The following is an 8,176-nucleotide window of genomic DNA, read 5'->3' on the forward strand; positions in this document are numbered from 1 at the left end:
GGACTTGCGACAGGCCTGAGCGTCTCGCCCTGCACCGACCTCATAATGGACGCGTTTCCGCCACATCTGCTGGGAGTCGGCGGCGCGGTCAACGACACCTCCTTAGAACTGGGCGGATCAATGGGCATCGCGGTACTGGGCTCAGTCCTGGCGACCGGCTATACCAACAACATCACCGCGGCGGTCCCGGCGGCACTCCCGCCGGAGCAGGCCGACGTCATCAAGGAATCCATCGGCGGCGCCCTGGCCGCCGCAGACCATCTCGCGGCGACAGGAGCACACGTTCCCGCTGCGCAGCTCCAAACCTCGGCCTTCGAAGCCTTCTCGAATGCGTTGTCGCACAGCAGCCTTATCGGTGCCATCGTCCTTGGGATCGGCACTGTGATTGTGGGCGCACTGCTACCGAGCCGGCGACATCATCAGCAACTGCCGGAGCAGCGTCGCGACGACCAGATGGTCGAGACTGGGGCGGTCCGATGAACCGGATCGTTATCACCGGCGCCACAGCCGGAATCGGGTTGGAGTGCGCCAAAGCACTGGCCAACGGCAACCACCTCGTCCTCATCGGCCGCAACCCTGAGAAGCTGCGGTTCGCATCCGAGGCCGTGATGGCATCCGGTGCGATTGCAGTCGACACCGAATTGTGCGACTTCGCATCCCTGGAGTCGGTTCGCCAACTCGCGAGCGCAATCATCTCGAACTACGAACACATCGACGTGCTTATCAATAACGCCGGGGCTGCCTTCGCGAACCGCAGTGAATCCCGGGACGGCTACGAGTCGACATTCGCAGTCAATCACCTCGCGCCGTTCCTGTTGACCGAGCTTCTCAAGCCACTTCTGGTCAGAAGCGCTCCGTCGCGCGTCGTCATCACCGCCTCAGCCGCGCACCATCGCGCGACGCTCGACTTCGACGACCTCGCGTTCCGGCGCCGCTACAACGGGATCAAGGCATACAGCCGCTCTAAACTCGCGAATGTGATCCACGCGCGTGAACTCGGCCGAGAACTTACCGGCTCCGGCGTCACCGCCAATGCACTGCATCCGGGCGTCGTAGCAACAGACATCTGGAACGATGCGCCGTGGTACCTGCAACCCCTCATCGGGATTGCGAGGAGATACCTCATGATCACGCCTGAGGAAGGCGGCAGTCGTATCTGTTACGTCGCTACGGCGCCCGAGCTGGCAACCGTCACCGGTGAGTATTTCCAGGACAACACGATTCGACAGCCATCCCATCTGGCCCGCGACACCCAGGTGTCACAACAGCTGATGGCCGAGAGCGCCCGGATGGTTGGACTGCGATAGGGGACTGCACTCAGCGCCGATTGGTGGCGTGGACGATTTCGATCGCGCGCCCCAGGGTTTCGAGGCGTTGTTCCAAGGTGCTGCCGGCGGGGTAGATACGCACCGTGTCGACCCCGGTATCGGACCACACCTGAAGGCGATCCCGCACCATCGTCTCCGTGCCGATCAGAGTCGTTGCGAGAATCATTTCGTCGGTGATGATCTCTGCGGCACCGGCGCGGTCACCAGACTGCCATCTTTGGCGTACCTCAGCGGCAACGTCGGCCCAGCCCTGCCTGCTGTAGGCCTGGTTGTAGAAGTTCGTACTGGCGGAACCCATCCCGCCAAGGCTGAAGGCAAGTTCGGGTCTCCGCGCGTCGATCAGCATCTGGAGTTGCTCGTCGCTGAGGGCGAATGACACCTCTGCTCCCTGGCAAATGTCCAGCGCTGACCGGCTCCGGCCGGAACGCGACAGTCCCTCGTCGAGGTGAGTGAAGTAGGCCTGATCGGCGCCCTCCGGCACGAAACTGGTACCTAGCCAGCCGTCGGCGACTTCGCCCGTCAACCGCAGCATCGAGGGGGTCAGACTAGCCACATACAGTGGGATCTTGTGTTCCGCTCTCATCGAGACCCTCATGGACTTGGTCTCTGAGCCGGGCCGTGGGATGTGGAAGTGTTTGCCGCTGAATGCCACCCGCTCGCCGGCGATGACCTGTCTGATTATCTCGATGGTTTCCCGCATCCGGCCGCCGGGGTTCGCGAACGCCTGCCCGTGGAGCCCCTCGATGACCTGTGGCCCGGACGCCCCAAGTCCCAGGAGGAATCGACCGGCTGAGACGTTGGACAACGTGATCGCCGCTTGGGCGATGGCGACCGGGGTCCTAGTGGCAAGTTGAATGATCCCCGAGCCGATCAGCATCCGATCCGAGCACGCGGCATAGTAGCCGAGGGCGGCCACGGCATCCGAACCCCATGCTTCGGCAACCCAACAAACGTCGAGTCCCATGCGCTCGGCTTCGCGGACGAAAGTCTTCTGGCTAGACCAACTCCCGAGACTCGATGCCTCGAGTGTGATGGCGGCACGCATCTAGTCCTCGGACCGTCGTTTGAGATGGCGCAATGATGCAAGCATCCCTGTTTCAAACTCACGCATCCTCACGAACACGATCTTCTCCTCCTTATCCGGCATCGCGGCGATCGCTAAGGACAAACCTGAGGGTGCCGGGCCCATCTGCACCCACGACCACAACCGGGTGCCCCCGGCTTCAGGTGCCATTCGCAATCTCCACGTCGCACTCGGATTGCCGGGATCGCCTACTGCCCAGGCGAAAACAGCCCGCGGCTCATACTCGACGATCTCTGAGACCGTGCTCCACTCTCCGAGGGAGGTATGGCGGTTATAGCCGATAAAGCGCGCTCCCAAGCGCGGTCCATGAGAACCATCCGTCCACTCAACCCGCAGCAGTTCCTCACTGCTCCGAGCCATCTCGTCGATATCAGAAGCCACGTCCCACACCCGCTGAATAGGCGCGTCGATCCAAGTCGACACCTCCACCGTCGGTGAGTCGGAGTACCTCGCTCCGGTCCATTCCATAGGAAAGCTCGCCTTTCAACCCGCACTCCCAAACACGGCTCAATCAGAGTCGGATCAGCTTGGGTTCGTCGTCACCAAGGAACAGTCAACAGTTTTCTTGGTCGGTGGTCAAGAAAGTGTTGGCCCGCACTGAGGCCGACGAGTTCCGAGCCACCTATTTGAGAGAATGACCCGCGCGTTTTCGGTAAGAAGTGTCCTTCGAGCCTGCTCAGGCGCGCGCGACGTGCAATGAGAATGCGAGAACCTTAGAAGGGTGCTTGTGGGGGCGCCTTACTCGCAACTCACTGCACTTCCTAGCAGCATCCCGCGGGGGAGCGACCACGGCCGGCGACGGTGCAGGCGTGGTGGGAATCAGCGACATAAAGCCAGTTGACTTGCCCAGCAAGTGCAGCGAAAGTTGAGAACCTACACGTGGTGTCAGTTTGCTGAACGACCTTCGCCTGGTTGGCCGCAGCTCGCAGGGCCGTCGCCGAGGTCGCCCACCCAACTCCCGTCTGCAACACATCCAAACCCCCCATGGAATCCCAGACCTGTGCAGATCTCGTTGATCCCCGTCGGCTGTGGATGCTCGTACGTGCAGCCAGTCCCAGGCCCGCTCAGAATGATGCTCACTAACAGTTCGATCATGTTCGTTCCCCCTATTCCGAACCCAGTTCTATCACCGGGACCCGACAGGAACGGGAGCTGAACTCGGCTGGCGCACCCCCGAACGCGACAGATTTGTCAGGGGGTGACGCTAAGTTTGACCACCGGGGCAACAGGTCTGATTGAGGCACACACGGGGGAGTTCCACATGGCAGACATCGGCTTGCGGCTGCTCGACAGCCTCTACGAACAACTGATGATCGACGACGAGTGGGCCGTGCGCCGCGAGCGCGGGTTCACCTGGTGGTCCTTCCGGCTGGCCCAGCACATCGAAGTCAGCGAGCCGGAATGGTCGATCGACCGTTACGTCTGCTCGGTGCGGATCTGGACCGAGGTGATCCGCGACGTTGATCCGTCGACCGAGCCTGCGAAGATTCTCGGTTTCATCAACGCCTACGCGGATCTGAACGCGGTGGTATGGGACCCGGCCGAGGCGACGGTCATCGAGTGCTGCACCGCGAAGGTGCACGAGGAGATCTTCGGCTGGCTGAGCAAGGTGCTGGCCACTGCGGCGGTGCTGCAGAACGCCGGCGCGCACACCCGCGCCCACGATCTGGCCGACCTCATCGGCGGATCTCCGGCCGCATCGGATCACCCGCTCAGCGGTGAACGGCCCGAGATGGACGATCTGCTCAACCTGCCCGCCGAGGTGGTCGTCGTCGAGGGTGCACAACCGTCGCGGTTTCGCGGTGCCAGCTGGACCCGGGTCGGTGACTACCTGAAACGGATGGGTGTGGTCGGTGCGGTCGATGAGACCGGGCTGACATGTGAGGTGCCCTTCACGGGTCGGGAGCCCGCGCTGGTTGGTCCGGGACACGAGGATCTGCAGACCTCGCTGGTTCAGCTCTTCACCGAGGTGCCCCATCCCGAAATGGGCAACGGACTGCTCGGCTTCATGCAGCTACCTATTGGCGCCGACCCCGATGACGTCGTAGAGGTGACGAATCGACTCAATCTGCTCGAGTCAACGGGGGAGCCGGTGACGAATCTGTTGGGCGCGTGGTGTCCGAAGCCGAACTCGCCGAGGACGATTGCGTCCTGCTAGTTCGTTCCCAACTCGCTGGCACACCTGTTCAGCGCCGAGAACGTCGTGACCTACATGGGCGGCCATTCCCAGTTCGCGGCGAGGGAACTCACGTGAGCGCGCAGCGCCGCCCGGCGGTGATCGTCGACGTCGACGGATCAGGCCGGCGGGCTCCTGCCCGCCACTGAGTTGGCGATTAAGCCGTCTGATCGAAATGCGGGCAGAGATTTCCCAATTGGCATTGGTATTACGAGTGTAATACACTTATGAACTACTGCCAGGGAGGCGCTGATGGGTGACAAGCTCGCCGAAATCGCGGCCGAAGCCGAGGCCGCAGAGGCCGACCAGACTGATCGCCCGGTGCCCGACCACGTGAAGGTGAGCCGACCCAACCGCGCCCGCAGCAAGGTCCTGCAGGTGCGCCTGAACCCCGATGAGTTCGACGCGATCGAACGCATCGCCGCCGAACGCGGCCTACCGCCATCGACGGTGGCCCGCGAACGACTACTGGCGATGATCCGCGAGGATCAGGGGGAGGAGGCCGACGTCGCCACCGTGCTGGTCGGCGTGGCCGATCAACTCCGATCCGTCGCCTCCCGGATGAACCCCAACGCGCTCGGGGCGTAAGCGCCGCCGGGTATGGGGCGACGGTCCGCCCCCAGCTTTACCGTCAAGCGACCATTAGGTGAACTGTCAATGCCCGCGGTGTCGCGAACCGCAGGTGCGCTCATCATGAGAGTTGATCGTCGACTGACTCGGGAGGGCTTGGCAGATGAAACGCGCCGCGAAATCGGGAATTGCTCTGCTGTCGCTGTGCGCCCTGGTGGCCGCGCAAGGCTGCTCGGGCACGTCAGGCCCCGAAGCGCCACCGAGCGCCGCGGCGCTACCGACCCTTCCGGCGCAGCCGCAGAACCCCGGACCGAAGATCGCCCTGGGTCCGGCCGAACGCGCCGGCGCCGATGCCACCAAACACATCGTGGTGCTGTTCATGCAGAACAACAGCTTCAACAAGCTCTTCGGCCTTTGGGACCAGGTCAACGGCGACCCGGTCGACAACATCGCCAAGGCCAGTCCGCAGAACACCATCCAGGTCGGCCAGGACGGTAAACCGTTGGGCTGCTTACTGATCAACGACGTCAACCTTCAGCCCGGTGGCCCCGCGGGTCCGCCGGCGTGCACCGACTCCGTCGCGGGAACGTCGTACCAGTCGATATTCCCGAACGCCCCGTTCTCGCTCAACACGGTTCTGCCGCCCGGCGCGGTCACCTGCCCACCGCCGGGCACCGACACCTCGCTGGCTCGCTTCGCCCAGGTGCCCGCCGACGACGGTGTCGGCGCCAACTCGCCGGGCGCGCAGGCCGGCGGCTGCACCCGCGACCTGGTGCACCGGTTCTATCAAGAGCAGTATCAGCTCAACGGTGGCGCGATGAACCGCTACGCGGTCGGCAGTGATGCCGCGGGTCTGGTGATGGGCTACTACGACACCACCAAGCTCGATACCTATCAGTACCTGAATGGTCCGGGTGCGCCGAAGTTCGCGCTCTCCGACAAGTTCTTCGCCGGCGCCTTCGGCGGGTCGTTCGCCAACGGCCAGTGGCTGATCAGCTCCACACTGCCGCAGTGGCCGGGCGCCCCGGACACGGTGCGCTCGGTGCTCGACGTGAACGGGATGCCCAAGAGCTCCTAGAAGGTCAGCGTCAAGCTGCCCTTCGGCCAGTACAACTATTACGTCTCGCCCACCCCCGACGGTCTCAAAGACGGCCAGATGACCCAGGCCTGCGGCACACCGCGCACCACCCCGACCGCACTGTGCGGTGACTGGCTGGTCAACACCAGCTTCTCGGTGCAGTGGCCCTACCCGCCCGGAGCGATCAAGGACCGTCTGGTGCCGCTGCTCAAGCACGCCACCATCGGGGACCGGCTCAACGACGCCGGCGTCGACTGGGCCTGGTACTCCGGCGGCTGGTCCAACGCCAACGGCCTGCGTGATCAGCCCGGCTGGACCAACGGAACCGCTGCTGTGTCAAAGGACTACACCGACAAGGACGGCAAGCCGGCGAACAACCCGCAGGGCTGCGCCGATCCGACCGCCGACCCGTCCACGACGTGGCCGCTGTGCCCGGACATGGATTTCCAGTATCACCATCAGTCGTTCAACTACTTCTACAACTGGTCCGAGCAGACCGAGCAGACCCGGGCGAACCGGGCGCGTAACCTGCAGGATCTCGCGGCGTGGTACCCGCAGACCAAGGGTGGCAGCTGCGGGCTCAAGCCGGTGTCGTTCGTCCAGGAGATCGGGCCGCGCAATCAGCATCCCGGCTACGGCAGCACCTACGTCGGCGACGAGGCGATCGCCGACATACTCAAGTCGATCTACGACGGCCCCTGTGCCAGTGACACTCTCACCATCGTGACCTACGACGAGTTCGGCGGCGCCTGGGACCACGTGCCCCCACCCGGTCAGGGATCGGCCACCAAGGGCGCCCATGACGAGTTCGGCCCGGGCACCCGGATGCCGACATTGTTCATCTCCAACAATCTGCCCCGCACCGGAGTGGATTCGACGACCTATGACCTCTCGTCGGTGATCGGGACGATCACCGCGAAGTTCAACCTCGACCCGGTCAACCGCCGCGACTCCGAGCAGGCGACGGTCTGGTCGGCGTGGGGCGCGCTGCGGAGGAATTGATACCGGCGCCGGCAGCCCGCTCAGTCCGGTGAGGACTTCAGCGCCACGCCATGCCATCAGCGCGGCGGCATCTCAACTGCCGGCGGTGAGCAACTGCCCGCGCACGGTGTCGATGTCCCAGTAGTACGCCTCGCGCCGGATCAGGCCGTCAGTCGTGATCTCCCAGACGCCGGTGGTGTTCCAGGACACAGGACGCTGTGTCGGTGGGCAGCCGAGGAACTCCCCGCGGTGGGTGCCGCTGATGACGAGTTCGGCCATCACGACTCCGTCGTTGCTCATGATGTGCCTGACCTGATCGTGGCAGCGGAAGTCGGGGAATGCGGCGAAGATGGGTTCGAACACGTTGTGGCGGATGGCATTTTGGCCCGTGAAGGTGGTCGGTCCGGCGCAGTCGAAGAACTCAGCGTCGGGGGTGTACATGTCCACAATGGCGGGATTACCCTCCGCGCAGCGGGCGAAATAGCGGAGAACGACGTCGATCTCGGGTGTGGTCACTGGGGATCTCCTTGGTTCTGATCGCGTGCGGCGTCACTTAAGACCGAGACGATCTGCCAACGGCCGTGGTGGCGGACGAGTCCGAAGACGTCAACGGCGGCCGCGGGCGGACGGTGCCGAAAGTTCATGGTGAAGTGCTGGTGCACGAGCGCGATGTCGCCGATGATCTGGACCTCTCGATCTCCCGGCGTCTCGGAGTAGCCGTGTTCGCCGAGGTTGTCGGCCATCTGCGCTTTTTTGTATTGCGGCCAGGACAGGACCGAGACTGTGGGGTCATCGGGGAAAACGCGCAACGCCAGAACCGCCTGCGGCGAATACAGTTCGTCGCCGACCGTCCAGTCCGGCTCACCGCCGGGTTCGAATTCCAGAATCGCGTAGGCGCTGTCCACAGCGGCCAGCACGAGGTTGCGGTCGTCGGCCCCCGTCATGTCACCAGTCCGGCC

The 8,176-nt window shown here is 63.8% G+C and carries 9 protein-coding genes and 1 pseudogene; 6 read left to right on the plus strand and 4 right to left on the minus strand.

Annotated elements, in window-relative coordinates:
• Together ACR2JI_RS02240 and ACR2JI_RS02245 are read left to right on the plus strand one after the other, a co-directional pair.
• Nucleotides 1-480 (plus strand): annotated as a pseudogene (locus ACR2JI_RS02240) (MFS transporter); the annotation flags it as partial.
• A complete protein-coding gene (locus ACR2JI_RS02245) occupies nt 477-1,307 on the plus strand; it encodes an SDR family oxidoreductase (protein ID WP_526387573.1) in 831 nt (276 codons plus the stop codon). The pseudogene ACR2JI_RS02240 and the gene ACR2JI_RS02245, both read left to right, overlap by 4 nt.
• 10 nt (nt 1,308-1,317) lie before the next feature.
• Here ACR2JI_RS02245 and ACR2JI_RS02250 read toward each other — a convergent pair whose 3' ends face one another.
• Both ACR2JI_RS02250 and ACR2JI_RS02255 read right to left on the minus strand, forming a co-directional pair.
• Nucleotides 1,318-2,373: an LLM class flavin-dependent oxidoreductase gene (locus ACR2JI_RS02250; protein ID WP_526387575.1), complete on the minus strand. Its 1,056-nt coding sequence runs from the start codon at nt 2,371-2,373 to the stop codon at nt 1,318-1,320.
• Complete coding sequence (locus ACR2JI_RS02255) at nt 2,374-2,880, minus strand: SRPBCC family protein (RefSeq protein ID WP_526387577.1); 507 nt, start codon at nt 2,878-2,880, stop codon at nt 2,374-2,376.
• Between the two features lie 793 nt (nt 2,881-3,673).
• On the opposite strand from ACR2JI_RS02255, the gene ACR2JI_RS02260 reads away from it, so the two are divergent.
• The 4 genes from ACR2JI_RS02260 to ACR2JI_RS02275 all read left to right on the plus strand — a co-directional run bounded on the left by ACR2JI_RS02260 (nt 3,674) and on the right by ACR2JI_RS02275 (nt 7,238).
• Nucleotides 3,674-4,570 (plus strand): hypothetical protein, encoded by an 897-nt coding sequence (locus ACR2JI_RS02260; protein ID WP_526387579.1) that lies wholly within the window; start codon nt 3,674-3,676, stop codon nt 4,568-4,570.
• 270 nt (nt 4,571-4,840) lie between these two features.
• Complete coding sequence (locus tag ACR2JI_RS02265; protein ID WP_526387581.1) at nt 4,841-5,176, plus strand: hypothetical protein; 336 nt, start codon at nt 4,841-4,843, stop codon at nt 5,174-5,176.
• 145 nt (nt 5,177-5,321) lie between these two features.
• On the plus strand, nt 5,322-6,236 hold the full coding sequence (locus tag ACR2JI_RS02270; RefSeq protein ID WP_526387583.1) for an alkaline phosphatase family protein: 915 nt from the start codon (nt 5,322-5,324) through the stop codon (nt 6,234-6,236).
• A 78-nt stretch (nt 6,237-6,314) separates the two neighbouring features.
• Nucleotides 6,315-7,238: an alkaline phosphatase family protein gene (locus ACR2JI_RS02275; RefSeq protein WP_526387585.1), complete on the plus strand. Its 924-nt coding sequence runs from the start codon at nt 6,315-6,317 to the stop codon at nt 7,236-7,238.
• Between the two features lie 72 nt (nt 7,239-7,310).
• Here ACR2JI_RS02275 and ACR2JI_RS02280 read toward each other — a convergent pair whose 3' ends face one another.
• Nucleotides 7,311-7,733, minus strand: a complete 423-nt coding sequence (locus tag ACR2JI_RS02280) for an ester cyclase (protein WP_526387587.1) — start codon at nt 7,731-7,733, stop codon at nt 7,311-7,313.
• Nucleotides 7,730-8,176 (minus strand): hypothetical protein (locus tag ACR2JI_RS02285; protein WP_526387589.1); only part of this gene is annotated, 447 nt, incomplete at its 5' end. The genes ACR2JI_RS02280 and ACR2JI_RS02285, both read right to left, overlap by 4 nt.

It is taken from the genome of Mycobacterium sp., assembly GCF_051006775.1.
Taxonomy (GTDB): Bacteria; Actinomycetota; Actinomycetes; order Mycobacteriales; family Mycobacteriaceae; genus Mycobacterium.